The sequence below is a fragment of the Prosthecobacter fluviatilis genome (assembly GCF_055388355.1).
In genome coordinates this window covers 4,678,769-4,697,096 of sequence record NZ_AP043782.1, presented here as the reverse complement: position 1 = coordinate 4,697,096, position 18,328 = coordinate 4,678,769, and the positions used below count along the sequence as shown (strand labels likewise).

14 protein-coding genes are annotated in these 18,328 nt (G+C 58.4%); 9 read left to right on the top strand and 5 right to left on the bottom strand.

Going from position 1 to position 18,328, the window contains the following annotated elements; genetic code table 11:
* Window positions 1-465 precede the first annotated feature (465 nt).
* On the top strand, window positions 466-1,401 hold the full coding sequence (locus ACZ5WW_RS18310) for an IS110 family RNA-guided transposase (protein ID WP_377172271.1): 936 nt from the start codon (window positions 466-468) through the stop codon (window positions 1,399-1,401).
* Window positions 1,402-1,646: 245 nt separating this feature from the next.
* On the opposite strand, the gene ACZ5WW_RS18305 is transcribed toward ACZ5WW_RS18310, so the two are convergent.
* Window positions 1,647-3,257 (bottom strand): ABC-F family ATP-binding cassette domain-containing protein, encoded by a 1,611-nt coding sequence (locus ACZ5WW_RS18305; RefSeq protein ID WP_377165571.1) that lies wholly within the window; start codon window positions 3,255-3,257, stop codon window positions 1,647-1,649.
* Between the two features lie 538 nt (window positions 3,258-3,795).
* On the opposite strand from ACZ5WW_RS18305, the gene ACZ5WW_RS18300 reads away from it, so the two are divergent.
* The 3 genes from ACZ5WW_RS18300 to ACZ5WW_RS18290 all read left to right on the top strand — a co-directional run bounded on the left by ACZ5WW_RS18300 (window position 3,796) and on the right by ACZ5WW_RS18290 (window position 7,770).
* Window positions 3,796-5,982, top strand: coding sequence for a hypothetical protein (locus ACZ5WW_RS18300; protein WP_377165573.1), 2,187 nt, complete (start codon window positions 3,796-3,798; stop codon window positions 5,980-5,982).
* 43 nt (window positions 5,983-6,025) lie between these two features.
* The gene (locus ACZ5WW_RS18295; RefSeq protein ID WP_377165575.1) at window positions 6,026-7,090 is read left to right on the top strand and encodes a putative phage abortive infection protein; all 1,065 of its coding nucleotides are present in this window, start codon (window positions 6,026-6,028) and stop codon (window positions 7,088-7,090) included.
* Window positions 7,091-7,569: 479 nt separating this feature from the next.
* Window positions 7,570-7,770, top strand: a complete 201-nt coding sequence (locus tag ACZ5WW_RS18290; protein WP_464694259.1) for a DUF3368 domain-containing protein — start codon at window positions 7,570-7,572, stop codon at window positions 7,768-7,770.
* A 95-nt stretch (window positions 7,771-7,865) separates the two neighbouring features.
* On the opposite strand, the gene ACZ5WW_RS18285 is transcribed toward ACZ5WW_RS18290, so the two are convergent.
* Both ACZ5WW_RS18285 and nusG read right to left on the bottom strand, forming a co-directional pair.
* Window positions 7,866-8,015, bottom strand: a complete 150-nt coding sequence (locus ACZ5WW_RS18285; RefSeq protein ID WP_464694258.1) for a glycine zipper domain-containing protein — start codon at window positions 8,013-8,015, stop codon at window positions 7,866-7,868.
* Between the two features lie 813 nt (window positions 8,016-8,828).
* On the bottom strand, window positions 8,829-9,377 hold the full coding sequence (gene nusG, locus ACZ5WW_RS18280) for a transcription termination/antitermination protein NusG (RefSeq protein ID WP_377165579.1): 549 nt from the start codon (window positions 9,375-9,377) through the stop codon (window positions 8,829-8,831).
* Between the two features lie 308 nt (window positions 9,378-9,685).
* On the opposite strand from nusG, the gene ACZ5WW_RS18275 reads away from it, so the two are divergent.
* The 4 genes from ACZ5WW_RS18275 to fmt all read left to right on the top strand — a co-directional run bounded on the left by ACZ5WW_RS18275 (window position 9,686) and on the right by fmt (window position 12,845).
* The gene (locus ACZ5WW_RS18275) at window positions 9,686-10,276 is read left to right on the top strand and encodes a hypothetical protein (protein WP_377165581.1); all 591 of its coding nucleotides are present in this window, start codon (window positions 9,686-9,688) and stop codon (window positions 10,274-10,276) included.
* Between the two features lie 70 nt (window positions 10,277-10,346).
* Complete coding sequence (locus tag ACZ5WW_RS18270) at window positions 10,347-11,240, top strand: glycosyltransferase family 9 protein (protein WP_377165583.1); 894 nt, start codon at window positions 10,347-10,349, stop codon at window positions 11,238-11,240.
* 29 nt (window positions 11,241-11,269) lie between these two features.
* Complete coding sequence (locus ACZ5WW_RS18265; RefSeq protein WP_377165585.1) at window positions 11,270-11,905, top strand: adenylate kinase family protein; 636 nt, start codon at window positions 11,270-11,272, stop codon at window positions 11,903-11,905.
* Window positions 11,906-11,915: 10 nt separating this feature from the next.
* Window positions 11,916-12,845 (top strand): methionyl-tRNA formyltransferase, encoded by a 930-nt coding sequence (gene fmt / locus ACZ5WW_RS18260; protein WP_377165587.1) that lies wholly within the window; start codon window positions 11,916-11,918, stop codon window positions 12,843-12,845.
* A 5-nt stretch (window positions 12,846-12,850) separates the two neighbouring features.
* On the opposite strand, the gene ACZ5WW_RS18255 is transcribed toward fmt, so the two are convergent.
* A complete protein-coding gene (locus ACZ5WW_RS18255; RefSeq protein ID WP_377165589.1) occupies window positions 12,851-14,047 on the bottom strand; it encodes an FG-GAP repeat domain-containing protein in 1,197 nt (398 codons plus the stop codon).
* A gap of 51 nt (window positions 14,048-14,098) precedes the next feature.
* Window positions 14,099-15,472: an FAD-binding oxidoreductase gene (locus ACZ5WW_RS18250; protein ID WP_377165591.1), complete on the bottom strand. Its 1,374-nt coding sequence runs from the start codon at window positions 15,470-15,472 to the stop codon at window positions 14,099-14,101.
* A 177-nt stretch (window positions 15,473-15,649) separates the two neighbouring features.
* Between ACZ5WW_RS18250 and ACZ5WW_RS18245 the strand changes: the two genes are divergently transcribed.
* Window positions 15,650-18,325 carry an ATP-dependent DNA ligase gene (locus ACZ5WW_RS18245; RefSeq protein WP_377165593.1) on the top strand — a complete coding sequence of 892 codons (2,676 nt, stop codon included), beginning with the start codon at window positions 15,650-15,652 and terminating at the stop codon, window positions 18,323-18,325.
* Window positions 18,326-18,328: the final 3 nt, after the last annotated feature.

Genomic DNA, 18,328 nt, shown 5'->3' with positions numbered 1-18,328 from the left:
CCACCGCTTTCCGCAGGCCGCATCCGCTTACGCCCTCCACGCACCCCTCGAACGCTACCCTCGAACGCACCACCTCGCCAGCCAGCTCTCGAAGGCCAACGGCCTTCCGTATTTCAGCCCAAGGATGCCGAGCTTTAGCAAGCGCTCCCCTGCGCAAGCACGCTCCCCCAAGTACGATGGACACTCCTTGTATGATGGGGTTGTTCTGCAATCGTGATTGCGGCTAAGCTGGCCGCAGGCTGGATGCTGCGGCAGGCTGGCCCTTTACACCAACCTGCCGCAGAGCGTTCCGGGGAGCCTGCGGGCACTCAAGGCCCTTGGAGGCCGTCGGACAGCAAAGCACCCGGGACGCCAGAACAGACGGTAACTCGAACAGTTGAAAGAGCCTCCGCTTGACCTTGGTCCCGTGGAGAAGCTCGCATTGGCAAGGAAGAGTCCTCATAACCATCCATCCCATCCATCGTCATGAATGATGTCCATCCCCCGTCCGTTGTCTACGTCGGCGTTGATGTCAGCGCCAAGCATCTCGATCTCGCCGGACTATCCCGGCTCAAGCAGGTGCCTAACACTCCAGCAGGCCACCAGCGGCTGCTGCACAGCCTCCCTGCCAACGCCCACGTCATCGTAGAGGCCAGCGGTGCCTGCGAGCATGCGCTGTGGATCACTCTGCTCAAAGCCGCCGTGAAAGTCAGCCGTGTCAATCCCGCCAAGGTGCGCCACTACGCACGGGCCAATGGTCGCCTGGCCAAGACTGACGCATTGGATGCGCAGCTGCTGGTTCTCTTTGGCCAGGGGCTCTCACCGCAGCCTGACGTGCTGCCTTCGGAACAGATGCTGGAGCTGCAAAGCCTTGTCAGCCGCCGCGAACAGCTTGTCGCCGTGCATGCCACCCAGCAGGTCCAGCACCAGCAGCTGCAAAATGATGCGCTCAAAACTCAGGCCAGGCAGCTCATGGACTTCATGGAGCAGCAGATCAAGGCACTGGAAAAGAACATGGCCGTCCTGGTGAACTCAGCGGAACTGCGGGAGCGGTCTCAGCGCATGCAGCAGCTGCCCGGGGTCGGCACGGTCACCAGCGCCACCTTGCTGGCCTTGATGCCGGAACTCGGCCTGCACAGCGACGCTCGCATCTGCGCTCTGGCAGGCCTTGCACCGCATCCCTATGACAGCGGTCCGATGAAGGGCCAGCGCCACATCCAGGGTGGTCGCTGGAGAGTCAGGCGCGTGCTCTACATGACGGCCATCTGCTCCCTGAGCCACAACCCCATCCTCAAAGAACACTACAAACGTCTACGTCAACGCGGCAAACCTGCGAAGGTCGCCATCACAGCTCTCATGCGCAAAATCCTCTGCGTGCTCAACAAACTCCTCACCCAACCCAACTTCACACTTGCGTCGTAACACAGTTGCTGTCCGTCGGTCAGCGTCCCCGCAAACACCACCAGCCCCCGTGCTTACCCGCAGGCCTCTAACCCGCAGGCCTCTAACCCGCAGGCCTCTAACCCGCAGGCCTCTAGAGTAGTCCGCACACCGCGCAGCGAGCCCGAGGCCATCCTCTGCGCGGCTCGCCACCACCCCGCCCATCGCCCCACTTACGGAGCTCCGGGCAACCACCGCCAACAACCGCCAACGGCCCTCCGGGCCGCCTACCCCGCCACCACCGCCGCACGCGCATTCTCCTCCGCGCCCGTCTTCTGCAGGTAGTAGTCATAGTCCCCCGAGTACGCCTGCACCTTCCCCTCCGTGATGTGCAGCACCTTCGTCGCCAGAGACCGGATGAAATGCACGTCATGGCTGATGAACACCAACGTCCCCTCAAACTTCTGCAGCGCCAGGATCAGCCCCTCGATCGCCCAGATGTCCAGGTGCGTCGTCGGCTCGTCCATCAGCAGCAGGTTCGGCGGATCCACCAGAAACTTCACCAAATTGACACGGCTCTTCTCACCACCGCTCAGCACCCGGCACTTCTTGTGCACATCCTCACGCTTGAACAGGAACGATCCCAGAATGCTCCGCGCCTCATCCTCACGCAGCTCCGGCGCCACACGCTTCAGCTCCTCCAGCACACTGCAGTCCGGGTCCAAAGTATCCGCCCGGTGCTGCGAAAAATACCCCAGCTTCACATTCGTCCCCAGCCTCCGCTCACCCTTCTGAAACGGCACCTCGCCCGCCAGAATCTTGATCAGCGTGCTCTTGCCTGCCCCGTTCGGCCCCACCAGCACCGTCCGCTCTCCACGCTCGATCTCCAGGTCCAGGCCCTTGTACACCTGCTTCGTCCCATACGCCTGATGAATGTCCGTCAGCGCGATCAGGCGCTGCCCGCTGCGCTGCGGCTGCGGGAAGTTGAAGCGGAAGCCCTTCCGCAGCGGCTTCGGCTTCTCCAGCTTCTCCATCTTCGCCAGCTGCTTCTCACGGCTCTGCGCCTGCGACGCCTTCGACGCCACCGACCGGAACCGGTCAATGAAATCCTGGATCTGCTCGATCTCCTTCTGCTGATTCTTGTACGCCTGCATCGCCCGCTCGTAGTTCTCCTCCCGCTGCTTCAGGTAGTCACTGTAGTTCCCCTGGTAGGAAAGCAGCTTGCTCTCCTCGATCTCATACACCTGCTGCACCAGCTCATCCATGAAGTCACGGTCGTGCGAGATGATCAGCAGCGCCCCCGGGTAGTTTTTCAGGTAATTCCGGAACCACATCAGCGACAGCAGGTCCAGGTGGTTCGTCGGCTCATCCAGCAGCAGCAGATCCGGCTCCATCACCAGCAGCCGCGTCATGTGCGCACGCATGATCCACCCCCCGCTAAACTCCCGCGCAGGCCGGTCAAAATCCCCCTCCTTGTAGCCCAGTCCCTTCAGAATGCGCTTCGCCTTCGCCTCCGTCTGCGGGTCCTGCAGCGCATCATGCTTCGCATGCGCCTCAAAATACTCCGGGCTCGAAACATCCCCCGCCGCCTCAAAGGCGCTCAGCGCCTTCTCCAGCGCCTCAATCTCCCCCGCCTTCCCCGTCGCCACCTCCAGCACCGTCTCATCCCCCACCGGCTCGCTCTCCTGCGGCAGAAATCCCACCGTCGTCCACTCATCCCGGATCACCTCCCCCGAATCAGGAGTATCCTCCTTCAGGATCAGCGAAAACAGCGTCGATTTCCCCGCCCCGTTCGGCCCCACCAGCGCCACGCGCTCTCCATAGTTGATGGTCATGGATGCCGCGCTGAACAGCGTGCGGGCATTGAAAGTCTTGGTGACGTCGCGAATGGTAAGCATGGGGGCAGATCAGCTACCTCACCCCACGCCACTTGCAAGGCCAACCATGCCGCGGCGCGGCATGGTTGGCCTTGCCCTTCGTAGCTTTAGCGAAGTAGGGTCCGGCCTGCCACCCCGGCCCACCAACCACCACCGCTCTACCCTCAAGCTTCTCCACAAATAAGAGGCCAAGCATGCCCCACCCCTGCGACTCCCAGCGCCTGCGCACAGCGTGAAAGTAGGGCGGTTGGTCCCCCAACCGCCGTCGAACGTCCCCGCGCGCCCTATTCGCAAATCAGTTTCGGAATTCGCTTGGGCCAGTCAGCGCTCAAAAAAGAGACTTAGGCTCTGCAAAGCCCAGCATGCAGTGGTCCGCACATTCCATGTGCGGTTGGCTCCAACGGCGCGCCCTTTTGCAGCCCATGGCAACGAGTCGGGTGCATCCATCACCCCTTCCGAAAGATGACGGGCTCCCGAGTCAAATAATGGCCAACGGTGACCCACGATCCACCTAAATGTCTTGACGTTATTAAACACATTAATACATTTATATACTAATATGTTTAAAGAAAAGATCATCCAAAGGCATGTCGAAAATTTAATAAAGAAGGAGGGCTTTTTCGAAGCAATTCACGGTGTGGAAAGTGCGGATGCTTCAATGTACTCTATTGAAAATGAGTCCTTCATTCCCAACTTTCCAATCGATTATCTAATGAGAAAGCGTTGCCTTGAGGCAGCCGAACACGTTTTAGGACAATTAAGTTCGCTCCAGATAGTCTCAGCAAGTGCCAACAACATTTCATTGCATGTCGGAGAGAGATTGTTTCCAGACGTGATTTGCTGTGATGTCGAAAGTGGATCACTTGTTTTGATAGAAATTAAACGAAGCAAAAAAACAGAGCGTGAAACGGCAACTGAAATACTTGCTTACGAGCATGAAGTCCGTAATCATTTTCCATTTTTGTCTAATTTAGATATTTGCCATGTAATTATTGCATCTAATTTCGACTCTTTATTAGATCATTCAGTGGCTGGCATGATCACTTGGGGTGGAAAGCAAATTCTATGTCTGCGAGCCAGTTACAAGGGCGGAAAACTAGATTTGTCTGTCCACATCCCAAATGTTTGGACTTCAATAGGGCAGAAGCCAATTCCAGAAGTAGCTCTTGTAACTGTAGATCTCTATCTTTACCCTCTTCTTGAGAAAGAAAACCCAAGTCCTCGTGATATATTACGTGTAGCGGAGACGGCGCTGAATCTTTTTGCGCGAGATGGAGACCGGTACCAATCTCATGGGTTCGTTATGCTTTGGCAAGATCTCTTACAGTCAAGAGAGAATAAGGACCGGCTAGCTTTGACCATAGGCTTTATCAATCCTTACCACTTCATGGGATCGGCACTTGCTAGCAACTTTGTTAAAGCAGGTAGAACGAAGTTGGTAGATTATATAAGCAAGGCGCTCACGGACTTTAATATCTGCCCAACCGACTCGGTATTGGGAATGGTCTGCAAGCAGGGGAAATCTATTCTTGAAGAAGTTAGTGACCCCTGTTGGGAAACCTTCTCGACATGGCAGGAAATACGAACTCCAATACTTGATCCGAATGCAAGAATGCAGGGATTACATTATAGAGCACTACCAATTCAGTTCGAATTTTGGGGGGCTATTGGAGATTTTGCCCGCCAGTATATAACAATGCCCGCCGTTCGGCAGTCCTTCAATCCGTTGATTGGAAAAAGAAAATTAGATTGGCGCGATCCTATCATCGCAATTGAAATACTTGATCGCCTCATAGGTTCTGAAGTCGTCAAAAATGGACGATTCACATGTTCAGCTATGTTTTGGGTAGGTATTGAGCTGGGGTCATTTGCAACTATCGTATCAACCATCCAGCACAATACTGAAGAGGGATTGTCTGCTGGGAACATGCCCGCGCTGTTGACCTGGTACGGTGCCTCATTCGCGTCGGCAATGCGAGAGTTTGGTTTTCGTTGGGAATCAATCGTGGACGATATGCCAGCTCCGCCGACTGTAAAAGTATCAGAAGAAGGACTTGCGAAAGTGGAAGAGATAACGGCCTTAGCAAACTGGATTTGCGCGGTATTTCTTGAGGGTAATGACCTTCATCAAAATTCCTTCAATATAGGACTCCAAGCGCATGCATTGCTGAATCCGTACTTTGTGACAGGTGTCGATGAAGAGACCGCATATTCGGTAAATAAGTCCATTGTAGACTATGGTCGTGCAGCTCTTAATTGCGGTGCTAAATATTACAATGAAGCTCTTAAATCTGGCTACGAGATCACTGAACTGCAAAGAGCCTTGGAGTCCTTTGGAGTAAAAAGAAATACACGGGGATTCAATATAAGCCGTTTTGACGAGGTAACAGATTCTCAGATCATCGAAAGCCTTACAACCCACATAATCGACATTTTCGACCGCGTTAGCCATCCAGTGGCACATCACTTGGCAAGTATCGCCAAAGTTGAAGTAGATTGGGAATGGATGAAGTCACAGGCCAAAGAGATGAGATTGAAAGGGTGGCATCCCGCTGTCCTACTAACTGGAGATGGCGGATTTTCCGTGCACGATGCTGGCGTAATTGGAGCTATGTTTTCCTACGACACTGAGACGGAGATTATTTTTACTAATGAGATAGGAGGTTCGATGCCACTCACCATTGTGACAACTTGGGATAAACTTATGGAGAACATGGGGGATATTGAGCAATTATTTACAAAGTAGTGACTGCCAAATATTCCCGTGAGCATATAGCCTCAATAAAATCATGAAAGTATTGAAATGCCTCGCTATCTCGATTGTCATATTAGCGTTTTTGCTAACTCCACTTTTGCCTTTTATCCCCGAAGAGTGGAGCTTTCAACTCCCATGGGTGCCATTGTGGGGAAATGTGCTAAAGCTGGAGCAAGCTGGCATATATGGCGATTTCGTGGGTGGGTTCATCGGAACGATTGCCTTCATGGTGAGCGTGGTCATCTTGTTTATCTCTTATCAAAACCAGAAAGAGACCAATAGACAAAACTTGGATGACCAGAGGCAGTCTAGCAAACAGACTGTATTCGATGTTCGCTTTTACGATATGCTCAAGTGTCACAGGGAAAACACTGCTGAGCTTGAAATTGAAGGAAAAGTAGGGAGGCGTGTCTTTGTCTCCTTTATTCGAGAATTTCGAAAGGCGCTTAGCATCGTTAACGCGCTCCCGGAAACCGATTCTGCTCAGCAACTGACTACCACGTCAAAAATCGATCTTGCTTATTTGGCTTTTTATTATGGGGTTGGGCCAAATTCGACACGTTTATTAAGAGCTGCTACAGACCATCTTCCAAAAGCGAGCGTCGAAAAGGTGATTCTTGAAATGGGGGGCGCGCAAGTCGCGTATAGAGAGCTACTTAAAAAGCCAGAAGACAAAGGAGACTTGGCTTCGCGGTATCTTGCCAATTTGAGCAAAGCGGAATGGGAGTTAGTACGAATTACGTATCAGCCGTTTGATGGGCATCAGTCACGCCTAGGGCACTATTACAGACATCTCTACCAGATGATGAAATTTGTAGACTCACATCCTGATAAAAAGATGCGACGCAGTTACGCAGCATTAGTGCGAGCGCAGCTTTCTAATCATGAACAAGCTCTTTTGTGCCTTAACTCTATTTCAAAAATTGGATCGGCATGGAGTGGCGAAAACGGATTCCTGCAAATGTACTCAATGATTAAGAACATACCGAAATGCTTCTTTGACAGCGAGGCGGAAATCGACCTAGAGCACCAATTTCCCGACATGGAATTTGAGTACAAAGACGTCGAGAGAGCAAATAAGATGCCAGGCAAAAGGTGAATGATCACCCGCAAGATGCTGACGGTCAAAAGAGTGCAGCCCTCTGGACGCTAATGCTTGGCGCGTACTTCCCCTCAAAACTAACTGTCAGCGTCCCGCCACACGTCATCTCAGCCGTTAAAATCCGGCTCATTCTCCAGCAGCCTGGATCAATGAGCGACAGGTTGGAATCGCACTCACGGAACAGGAAAGACGAAACCAAGAATGACACGACCATCACGGATCAAAGCCTTGCGCAGGTCCGCTTGAGGTTCAGTCATCTGTGTCAATCCGAGTGATCCGTGGTCAGAAATTCTGAACGAAAGGGACGGGCTGCAAAGCAGTAACAAAACAACCGTCTCCCCAAGCTCGAACTGCGAAGGCGGATCAGCGAAGAACGGGCTCACACGCGGTGCCCAGCCACAGAAACAACACTCCAGAAATCAGGATTTCTGGTCCTTTTATGAGTGTCCCATTAGTGTGAGATGAGTGGTTAAAAAATATGCACTTCTGGCCGACCCTCTGCTGCTTCCCGCGTTCTTCGAACGATAGGCATGCTGGGTGGTCTTCGAGATGCCAAAGAACAGTCCCTCATTCCCGCCTTCGCTCCCCTCCTCGACCGCTTGGAGAAAGAAGCCGAATTCTGGATCAGCCCCTCTCTGCGCAACATCATCTTGAAAGCGACCGGTGAAATTTCCTGACCTCTTGCCACCGCCGCGCTGTCGATGAGACATGAGGAACGCCGGGCGCAGGATTTGCAATCACTCCGCGCCCGGCGCAACTCAGCCTTCAAGCATCAATAACCGCGGTAGTACCCCGGATAGTAGCCCCGGCCGTAGTAGGGCCGGTTGTAATAGACGTTGTTGTACCGCCGCTGGTCCTGTGAGTTGCCGATCGCGTTTCCGGCCAGGGCACCCAGGCCCGCGCCAATCGCCGCGCCTTCCAGGCCCCGTCCACTTTGGCTGCCAATGATGCCGCCCGCAGCCGCGCCGCCAGGCCCCCGATCACAGAACCGGTTTGAGCGTTGGGCCCTGTTGCGCAGGAGGCCAGAGAAACCACAGCCATCGCGTTAAGAATGAATGTTTTCATAAGAGTTTAGGTTTGAGGTTTTGAGCAACGCCAGGCGCTGCATGCACTCGGAAAATCGCCCCCGGACACCCCCACGGTCGTACCTCCGCCAAATCTGATACCCCCGAAAGGCCCGCCCCTGATCCCCCCTCATAGCCCGTCTCCCGTCTCCCGTCTCCCCGCCTCCCCGTCTCCCCGTCTCCCCGTCTCCCCGTCTCCCCGTCTCCCCGTCTCCCCGTCTCCCCGTCTCCCCGTCTCATTGTCTCATTGTCTCATTGTCTCATTGTCTCATTGTCTCATTGTCTCATTGTCTCATTGTCTCTCCCTCTTCCCCTCTCACCGCGACGCCGCCACCACATCCCTCGGCTTGTGCTCCGTCAATATCTTCGACATCGGCACCCAAGCGCAGCTTGCCCTTCGAAGCTTTAGCGAAGAACGGGGCCCCTCTGGCACTCCGGCCCAACCATCGTAAACCACCGTCAACAACGGTAAACAACCGTCAACTCATCCTCTGCCCCCTCCGCATCTTTCTGCCTCTCTGCGGCAAACCCAAACCTCCCAGCGCCAACATCTTCCCCTTCACTTCCCCATCTGATGGTCTCATTGTCCGACTGTCCGACTGTCTGATTGTCTTCCCCCCTCTGGCTCTCCCTCAACCACGGCAAACCACTGCCAACAATCGCAAACGCTTCTACTTAGAAGCGAGCACCTCACGCGGCTTGTGCTCCGTCAGAATCTTCGACATCGGCACTTCCACCGCGTTCTCCCGTCCCAGAAACTCCAGCAGAATCCGCACACGCTCCACACCACTGAGCATCGCATTCACGATCCCCTTCATCCCGCGCATCGGCCCTTCCGTCAGCTCCACGGTGTCGCCCACCTTCACACCCACCTCCACCTCGCAGATCTCGACGTCCTTCATCTCCGCCTTCAGCTCCTCAATCGCCGCATCCGGCACCGGCGTCAGCGTATCCCCAAAGTCCACCACCTTGATCACACTCTGCGAGTAGTTCACCGCCCGCAGCGACTCGATCGGCACAAACCGCGCAAAAAAGTAGCTCGGAAACAGCGCCTCCACGAACCACACCTTCCCCCGCCGCGTGTTCTTCTGAAAGCGGATGCGCGGGCAGTACGTCTCCACCCCCTCCAGCCCCGCCATCAGCGACGCCGCGATGTGCTCGCACTTCGGGCGAGTGTGCACCACGTACCAGGCCAGGGTGGATTCTTGTTTGGGTTTCATCAGAAAATCGTCATCTCAAACTGTCCCACCCTCACGCCGAGGCAACCACAATCCACCACGCCTCACAACAAGCACGCAGAAGCACACGCGCACAGGCGCAGCACGAGCGGAGCGCGGGCACTCTTGCCCGCCTCATCCGGTTCCCCTTCTGAAAAACCTCTGCGGTCTTCTAATCTCTCGCGGTGTCAAATCAGTCTCCTGCTCCGGCCAAACCACCGTCAACAACCCTGACACACCTCTCCAACTCCGCGTTTGCGTCCCCGCACGCCCTGCGCCACCTGTGCCGCCCGTTTTCCCGCACCCGCCGCATGTTTCCAGACCTCTACGACTACCTCTACCATCTGGCCCCAACCGGCGGCATTCCGTTGAAGGGCACAGGCATCGTCGTGGCTCTCGCGCTCATCCTCTCCCACGGCTGTGCCCTCAAAAACACCGCCAAAACCCAGGCCTTCCTCAAAGCCTTCCCCCGCACCTACTCCTGGGGCGTCATCCTCCTCACCATCGACCTCCTCTGGGCCGAGTTCGCCCTCGTCAACATGGACATGGGCGAGTTCTACAACATGCGTGACAAGTTCATGATGATCGTCGCCGGCGGCTACGTCGCCGTGCTCATCTACGTCAAGGAATTCCTCTCCGTCCGCGCCCTCGGCTCCCTCATGCTCCTCGTCGCCGGGCCCGTCCTCAGCGCCGCCTTCCTTCAGCCCCAGACCAGCCGCCTCCTCCTCCCCATCCTCGCCTACGTCTGGATCATCGTCGGCATGTTCTTCATCGGCATGCCCTTCCTCATGCGCGACTGGGTCAATGCCCTCCTCGCCAAACCCCAGCGCTGGAATCTCGCCGTTTACGGCGGCATCGCCTACGGCGTCGTCCTGCTCCTCGCCGCCATCCTCTTCTACTGATCTCAGCAGCACCGGCCTCTGACTTCGGGCCGCTGATCAACGACCACTGGCCACCGACCACTGCTCACCGATGCCCACCCAGCCCCGTGTCCTCGTCATCCGTGGCGGTGCGATAGGCGACTTCATCCTCACGCTGCCCGTCATGCGCCTCCTGCGCGACATGATCGCCGACAGCCACATCGAGGTCCTCGGCTATCCCGCCATCGCCGAGCTCGCCCGCGCCGCCGGCCTTGCCGACTCCATCCGCAGCCTCGAGCACCGCACCATCGCCCCGCTCTTCGCCAAGACCGCCCCCATCGACGAAGCCCTCGCCGGGCACCTCCGCAGCTTCAACCTCATCGTCTCCTTCCTCTACGACCCCGACGGCCACTTCCGCGCCAGCCTCGAACGCATCGGCGTCAAAACCCTCATCGAGTGCTCTCCCCTCGTTAAACCCGACGGCCCCCACGCCTCCCGCCAGCTCGCACGCGGCCTCGAAAAGATCGCCCTCTTTCTGGAAGACGAGCACCTCCTCCGCGCCCATTTCCCCCACAGCCCCCTCAATCACCCTCGCATCGCCATCCACGTCGGCAGCGGCTCCGAAAAGAAAAACTGGCCCCTCGACCGCTGGCAGCAGGTCGCCGACTCCCTCGGCCCCAAAGAGGTCATCTTCATCACCGGCGAGGCCGAAGCCGAGCGCGGCATCCACCCCGCCGGCCGCGACACCTGGCACGCCCTGCCCCTCCCCGAACTCGCCGCCCGCCTCGCCACCTGCACCGCCTTCCTCGGCCATGACAGCGGCATCTCCCATCTCGCCGCCGCCTGCGGCGTCCCCTCCCTCCTCCTCTTTGGCCCCACCGACCCCGCCATCTGGGCCCCGCCGCAGCCCTGGGTGCACGTTTTGCGGAATCCGACACAAGAACTGCCCCATTTGTCGGTCGATCAGGTAAAATTGGCAGCCACGCAAGTTGTCGCAAATTCGTAACGTGCTAGTTCTCCCCACTTAAAAAAATCATGTCCGACCACCTTACCCAAGAACGCATCAAAGCCTTCCTCATTCTCGGCGCGCCCGGCAGCGGCAAAGGAACGCAGGGCAAGGTGCTTGGTTCCATCCCGCGCTTTCACCACCTCGCCTGTGGCGATGTCTTTCGCTCCCTCGACACCCGCACTCCCCTGGGGCAGAAGTTTGTCGAATACTCCAGCCGTGGCGAGCTCGTGCCAGATGACGTCACCGTCCAGCTCTGGCATGCCAATCTCAAGCAGCGCATCGACGCCCACCAGTTCAAGCCCGAGATCGACTTCCTGGTACTGGATGGCATTCCACGCAACGTGGAGCAGGCCAAGCACATGGAGTCCCACATCGAAGTGCTGAAAGTCTTCCACCTTTCCTGCCCCGACCGCACCGAACTCGCCCGCCGCCTGCGCAAACGCGCCCTGAAGGACAACCGCTTTGACGACGCCAACGAAAGCGTCATCCAGCAGCGTTTTGCCACCTACGAGGCCGAAACCAAGCCCATTCTGGAATACTACGCCGGCGACCGCATCCTCGACATCGACGCCAGCCAGGCCCCCGCCAAGGTCCTCTACGACATCATCGGCGGTGTCATGGAGCTCAAAGAGTGGAAGGAACTGGAAAAGATGAAGGTCTAGCCGCACACAGATGCGCGTTCTTTTCATCGGCACCGGAGACATCGGCCTTCCATCCCTGGAGTGGCTTCTCAGCACGCCCAGGCACCAGGTGGTGGGCGTCGTCACCCAGCCTGACAAACCCGTCGGCCGCAAGCAGGTCCTCACCCCGCCGCAGGTCAAGGTGCGTGCCCTTGCAGCAGGGATCACCGTCATTCAGCCCCTCAAGATCCGCCACGCCGTCGAGGAGTTGCAGGCCTTCAATGCCGACGTCGCCATTGTCATCGCCTACGGCCAGATTCTCTCCCGTGCCGTCCTCGACGTGCCGCCACTCGGTTGCCTCAATGTGCACACCTCCCTGCTGCCCCGCCATCGTGGTGCCGCCCCCATCCAGGCCGCCATCCGCGATGGCGACACGGAGACCGGTGTCACCATCATGTTCATGGATGAAGGACTCGACACGGGCGACATCCTGTTGATGAAGCGCACTCCCATCGCAGCCGATGAAACTGGCGGCAGTCTTCATGACAGACTGGCCCTTCAGGCCCCCGCCGCGCTCGAAGAAGCGCTCGATCTCCTTGCCAGCGGCCATCCACCCCGTGTGAAGCAGGATGACTCCCAGGCCACCCATGTGCGCAAACTCACGCGCCAGGACGGCCGCCTCGACTGGACACGCCCTGCAGTGGAGCTCGACCGCCTCATCCGCGCCTTCACTCCCTGGCCCGGCACCTCCTGCCTCCTCAAGGAAACGCAGATGAAAATCCACCGCGCGCAGGTCATCACCAATGCAGATGCCTGCCCTGCACCGGGTACGATTGTGAGCGCAAATGCCGGCGGAATTTTGGTAAGCTGTGGCAATGGACTGCTCAATTTGAGCGAGGTCCAAATAGAAGGCGGCAGACGTTTGTCTGCCGCCGACTTCCTGCGCGGACACCCGCTGCACGCGGGCGATGTGTTGCGCTGAGCTGCTTATTCCTGCAGGAAGACAAACACGCCCTTCTTGTTGCCGACGACGACGTCCATTTTGCCGTCCTTGTTCACATCGCCGGGGGTCACCTGGGTGCCCACGCCGCTGTTGTCGTCGATCTGATGAGGGATGATTTTGGCTTCGCCGCCTTCGCGTTTGATCTCGAACCAGTAAAGCACCGGAGCAGCGTTGGGTTCGTCATCTTTCAGCGGGCCGTGGGCCCAGCGGCGCTTGCCAGTGACAATATCCAGCACGCCGTCGCCATTCATGTCAGCAAGCTGCATCGCGTGAAGCTGGCTGAATTTCACACCCGCCGGGCTCTCTTCCAGCGTGGCGCCCATCAGCTTGTGCTCGGCAAAGCTGCCGTCCGCCTTCTGCTCAAACCAGCCGAAGCCGTAGCCATGCGCATCGTAGCTGGTGATCACATCGTTGCGGCCATCGCCATTCACGTCATAAACGAGAATGAATGAGCCGCCACGGCCTCCAGGAACCGTAAACAGCTGCGGGTGGAAAACCCAGTCGCTGTCGGCCTTGGTGTCTGCGGGCTGCTCGCGCCAGCCTTCCTTGTCCAGGATGTCCGGGCGGCCGTCGCCATTCACATCGCCCACGCCGTAGCCGTGGGTGTAGCGGAAGTACTTCTTGTCGTTTTCGGGAGACTTCGGCGTGATCGGGCGGAAACGGGCCTTTCCGAGCGGGTTTTTCCAGTCGATCTCGGCATAACCCAGCTGTCCGCCGGTGTGGCAGATCAGCTCCGGCTTGCCGTCGCCGTTCAGGTCCTTGAAATCAGGAGACTCATTGTCCGTGACATCAAAGATGGTGGTGCGTTTCCATTCGCCGCCCTTGTTCTGCGGATTCTCAAACACCCAGGTATCCTTGCCCGGCCAGGAGTAGGCCAGGATGTCGCTCCAGCCGTCGCCGTTGAAGTCGTAGGTGTAGGTCAGGAAGAAGTCGCTGTAGCCCTTGGCCGGATCATACGGCTCTTTTTCGAATTTGGGAGCAAACTCCACCCTCTCCTTGAACTCCGGGCCCTTCCAGATGAAGCGGCCGGAGCAGATGTCATTGTGCCCGTCATGGTCAAAGTCGGCAAAGTGCGCGCCTTCAGCCACAAACTCCTCGGTGAGCGTGTATTTTTTGAACTTCAAATCAGCAGCGCAAAGCGGCAGCGCCAGCAGCAGGGTCGGGATCAGCAGTTTGGTCATGGTGGTGGAAGGGAACAGAGTTGAATTGCGTGATCTTGCATGGCGCTGGCCTCATCCCAGAAACTTTCCGGGATTGAGAATGCCATTGGGGTCCAGTGCAGCCTTCAGGCGCAGGTGAGTCTCGTGCGCGGCGGGGGTGACGGCATCGCGCCACCAGCGTTTTTTGGCCACGCCGATGCCATGTTCGCCAGTGATGGCGCCATTCCAGGCGATGACCTGATGGAAAAGCTTGTCGAGTGCGGCCTCGGCGCTTTCGCGCACCGCCGGGTCGTCCATGGTGGGAACCATGATGTTCACGTGGATGTTGCCGTCTCCAGCGTGACCAAAGCAGGCCACGGGGAAACCGGTTTCGCTTTGCAGTTTTTCGGCAAAATCCACCAGGTCCACCAGACGGCCGCGCGGCACGACAATATCTTCGTTGAGCTTGATCAGGCCGGTGTTGCGCAGGCTGTAGCTGAACTCCCGGCGCAGTTTCCAGAAAGCCTCGCAGGCTTCGTCTCCCATCGCTTTGTTCAGGCAGATGCTGCCGAGGCTGGTCACCAGCTTGGCAAGCTGCTCGATTTCTCCCTTCACCGACTCAGGCTGGCCGTCGATCTCCACCAGCAGGTGCGCATCGCCTTCCGGAGTGACGGAGGCGCCAAGATACTCACGTGCGGCGCGGAGGGTGAATTTGTCAGCAATTTCCAGCGCGCTGGGGAGAAAGCCGCTCCCGAGGATGCGCTGCACCGCATGGGCCGCTTCGGCGAACGATTTGAAACCAGCGGAAAGCATCGCACGCATGGGGGGGTGCGGGATGAGGCGCAGCGTGGCCTCGGTGACGACACCCAGCATGCCCTCGCTGCCCACCATGAGTCCGACGAGGTCGAAGCCTGTCTTGTTTTTGTGGCAGCGCCCGCCCGCCTTCACGATGGAGCCGTCCGCCAGCACCGCCTCAAGGCCGAGCACGTAATGCCGCGTGACACCGTATTTCAGGCAGCGCGGGCCGCCTGCATTCGTGGCGATGTTTCCGCCCAGGCTGCATTCCTTGAGGGATGCCGGGTCAGGCGGATAAAACCACCCCAGCTTGCGCACCTCATTCTGCAGATGACCGGTGATGACGCCCGGCTCGATCACCGCCACGCCGTCTTCGAGGGTGATCTCCTTGATCTTGTTCATGCGCGCCACGGAAAGCGCGATGCCTCCCTGCAGCGGCACGCAGCCACCTACATAGCCCACGCGTGAGCCCTGCGGGGTCACGGGAATGCGGTTCGCATTCGCAAAGCGCAGCACTTCGGACACTTCAGCGGCCGATTCCGCATGCACGACGACTTCGGGCGGGTTGGAGGCGAACCATTTGTCCGTGCTGTGCGTGGCGAGGTCCGTTTCTGTGACAGAAACACGCGAGGGTCCGAGAAGAGCGGTGAGTTGATCGGCGAGGGCGGCCATGCGCATTCTTGGGGCCGGATGCCCGGCCTTGCAACTTGATGCCCTGCGCCTCATTTGTTTTCCATGCAGCACAAACCTCTCTGCGATTCAGGGGGCTGACGGCAAAATCCATTCGTGACGCGTTAGAATGAAGCTGCTGGCATCTGCGTGCAGGCGTAAATCTTTCCACTGCCGCGCATGCCCCCATTGATCCAAGTCACCCACCCCAACGGGATCTACCTGCCTGAGGCGGATCTGTGGCTGGATCCGCATTTTCCTGGCAAGCGAGCTTTTATCTCCCATGCGCACAGCGACCATGTGGCGCGGCACGAGATGACCTTCTGCTCCGAGGTGACGCGGGATCTCATGAAGACCCGCTACGGTTACAAAAGCGAGGGTGAGATGCGCGTGCTGCCCATGCGAGAGGCCGTGGAGTGGGAGGGCTGGGAGCTGCGGCTGCTGCCTGCGGGGCACATCATCGGCTCCGCCATGCTGCACCTCACGCGCAAGGCCGACGGCGCTACGCTGCTCTACACCGGAGACTACAAGCTGCGCCAGGGGCTCAGTTCGGAACGCTGCGAACTGCTCCATGCAGACACGCTCATCATGGAGTGCACTTTTGGCCTGCCGCAGTTCACCTTTCCGCCCACGGCGCAGGTGGTGGAGCAGGTGCTCAAGTTTGTGCAGGAGACGCTGGAGGACGGCGGCATTCCCGTGCTGCTGGGCTACTCCCTGGGAAAGGCGCAGGAGATCCTCTGCGCGCTGGCGGAGGCGGGGCATCCGGTGATGGTGCACAAGTCCATCTGGGACATGACACGCGCCGTGGCTCCGCTGCTGGGCAGGCTGCCTGAGTACCGCCTGTTTGACGCCGCGCAGGCTCCCGGCCATGTGCTGCTCTTCCCGCCCAGCAACGGGCGCTCCATCGCCATCAAAAAGCTGAAGGTCTGCCGCACGGCCATGATGACCGGCTGGGCACTGCAACCGGGTGCCAAGTTCCGCTACCAGGTGGATGAAATCTTTCCGCTGAGCGATCACGCCGATTATCCCGAGCTGGTCGAAACGGTGCAGGAGGTGAAGCCGCGCTGCACCTGGCTGGTGCATGGCTACACGCGGGAGTTTGCCGCGGATTTGCGGCAGCGTGGATTTGAGGCCTGGACTCTGGAGCGCGCGGACCAGCTGGAGCTGACCCTGCAAAACGCAGCGTCAGCAGCCCGGCCTGCGGTGGTGAAAAATGACGATGACTGGGGAAACGGCAGCTTTGCACAATGGGCGGAAGCTTGTGCACAGACTGCCGAAGTGGCCTCGCGCCTGAAGAAGGTGGAGAGACTGGCATCCATGCTGTGCAGTCTGTCTGACAAAGCAGAGCTGGCGCTTGCGGCGCGCTTTGCCTCCGGCAGCACCGGTGACGCACCGCTGAACACGGGCTGGTCTCTGCTGAAGCGCGCTCTAATTGAACTCAGCGGTGTGAACGAGGCGGAATATCGCACCATCTCGCGCTCGCAGGCGGACACAGGACGCACGGCCTTCCTGGTGTTGCAGCGTGCGGCACTTTCCCCGGCCGAGTGTTCTTTGAGTGATGTTGCCGCGCTTTTTGCCCAGCTAAGCAGGGCCGGGGGGCAGATAGAGCGTGTGAAACTGATCAAAAACCGGCTGCAGCAGCTCACTGCCGCCACGGGTGCCTGGCTGGTGCGGCTGATGACGGGGGAACTACGCATGGGCTCCAAGGAAGGTCTGATCGAAGAGGCTGTGGCGGCGGCGTTTGATGTGGGCGCTGATGCCGTGCGCGAGGCCGCCATGCTCTGCGGAGACATCGGACAGGCAGCCACCCTGGCCAGCACGCAGAGCCTGCACGAGGCAAGGCCGCGCCCGCTAGTGCCCATCAAGGTCATGCTTGCGTCTCCAGAAGAAACTGCGCAGGACATTTGGGAGAGGCTCAATGCGGCGGAGGTCTGGCTGGAGGACAAGTATGACGGCATTCGCGCACAGATGCACCGGACCGCGCAGCGTGTGGAGATCTACACCCGTGATCTCAAGCCTGTGGGTGCGCAGTTTCCTGAGATCATGAATGCTGCTGCTGCGTTGTCGTCGGAGGTCATTCTGGATGGTGAAATCATCGCGCATGCGGAGGACAAGAAGCTCTCGTTCTTCGATCTGCAAAAGCGCCTCGGCCGCCGCGATCAGGCGGATCTTTTTCTGCCCAGTGATGTGACGGTGAAGTACGTGGTGTTTGACGTGCTGTGGAAGGACGGCGTCTCGCTGCTGGAAAAGCCACTGACAGAGCGGCGAGTGGAGCTGGAGGCGATTTCGCTGCCTGCCGGAATGGGAGTGATCGAGGTGATGAAAGCGGCCAGTGCGGATGACATCGAGGCCGCCTTTCATGCGGCACGGCGTCGTGGCAATGAGGGGCTCATCGCCAAAGATGCTCTCAGCCACTACTCGCCTGGGAGACGGGGCAAGTCATGGCTCAAGCTGAAGAAGGCCTTTGCCACGCTCGATGTGGTGGTGGTGCGGGCCGAGCAGGGCCACGGCAAACGCAGCCATGTGCTGAGCGACTACACCTTTGCCGTGCGCGATGAAGAGGCGGACAACAGCCTGCGCATCATTGGCAAGGCCTACAGCGGGCTGACCGATGCGGAGATCGAAGAGCTGACCGAGCACTTCACCCAGAGCACGCTGAGCCAGCGCGGACGGGTACGCACGGTAACGCCGGAGATCGTGCTGGAGATCGCGTTTGATTCCATCCAGGCCAGCAACCGCCACGACAGCGGCCTGGCGATGCGCTTTCCCCGCATCAAGGCCATCCGGCGCGACAAAAGCCCCGCAGAAATCGACACCCTGGCCTATGCCCGCAAGCTGGCCGGAGTGAGCGTGTGAGAC

Bases quoted from the DNA above. Each gene is read 5' to 3' on its own strand.
- ACZ5WW_RS18270 (WP_377165583.1), top strand. From the start codon at position 10,347: ATGCCCACCCAGCCCCGTGTCCTCGTCATCCGTGGCGGTGCGATAGGC.
- ACZ5WW_RS18245 (WP_377165593.1), top strand. From the start codon at position 15,650: ATGCCCCCATTGATCCAAGTCACCCACCCCAACGGGATCTACCTGCCT.
- ACZ5WW_RS18300 (WP_377165573.1), top strand. From the start codon at position 3,796: ATGTTTAAAGAAAAGATCATCCAAAGGCATGTCGAAAATTTAATAAAG.
- ACZ5WW_RS18295 (WP_377165575.1), top strand. From the start codon at position 6,026: ATGAAAGTATTGAAATGCCTCGCTATCTCGATTGTCATATTAGCGTTT.
- ACZ5WW_RS18305 (WP_377165571.1), bottom strand. From the start codon at position 3,257: ATGCTTACCATTCGCGACGTCACCAAGACTTTCAATGCCCGCACGCTG.
- nusG (WP_377165579.1), bottom strand. From the start codon at position 9,377: ATGAAACCCAAACAAGAATCCACCCTGGCCTGGTACGTGGTGCACACT.
- ACZ5WW_RS18250 (WP_377165591.1), bottom strand. From the start codon at position 15,472: ATGGCCGCCCTCGCCGATCAACTCACCGCTCTTCTCGGACCCTCGCGT.
- ACZ5WW_RS18255 (WP_377165589.1), bottom strand. From the start codon at position 14,047: ATGACCAAACTGCTGATCCCGACCCTGCTGCTGGCGCTGCCGCTTTGC.
- ACZ5WW_RS18310 (WP_377172271.1), top strand. From the start codon at position 466: ATGAATGATGTCCATCCCCCGTCCGTTGTCTACGTCGGCGTTGATGTC.
- ACZ5WW_RS18265 (WP_377165585.1), top strand. From the start codon at position 11,270: ATGTCCGACCACCTTACCCAAGAACGCATCAAAGCCTTCCTCATTCTC.
- ACZ5WW_RS18275 (WP_377165581.1), top strand. From the start codon at position 9,686: ATGTTTCCAGACCTCTACGACTACCTCTACCATCTGGCCCCAACCGGC.
- fmt (WP_377165587.1), top strand. From the start codon at position 11,916: ATGCGCGTTCTTTTCATCGGCACCGGAGACATCGGCCTTCCATCCCTG.